The 349-nt window shown below is 70.8% G+C and carries 1 pseudogene; it reads left to right on the forward strand.

Annotation, left to right across the window (positions count from 1 at the left end):
* Positions 1-349, forward strand: a pseudogene (locus A985_RS28510) (flagellar hook-length control protein FliK); the annotation flags it as partial.

Here is a 349-nt window from a genome sequence, read left to right on the forward strand (position 1 = left end):
CGCCTCCGGTGCCGCGTCGCCCGGCGTCGTTGCGCCACCGGCAACGGGCGAGGCAGCCGATAGCGGTCTGCATGCGAGCGCCAATCTGCCCAACACGGCCAACGCGTTGGCGCATGCCGCAAGCGTGGCGCACACAACGAGCAGCGTATTGCCAGGCGCGCAGGGGGCCGACGCCACCCTCGCTGCGCTGAGCAACGGCTCACCGCCCAATGCTGCGCCGCACGGCCCGGCCGGGGTGATGGCCGCCGTGGCGAATGCGCCCGCGGAAAGTGTCACGCTGGTGCGTCAGCAGCTGGACATGCTGGTGAATCCGCAATTCCAATGGAACGGCATGGCGTGGCCGGGAGCG

The organism is Pandoraea sp. B-6 (assembly GCF_000282835.1).
GTDB lineage: Bacteria > Pseudomonadota > Gammaproteobacteria > Burkholderiales > Burkholderiaceae > Pandoraea > Pandoraea cepalis.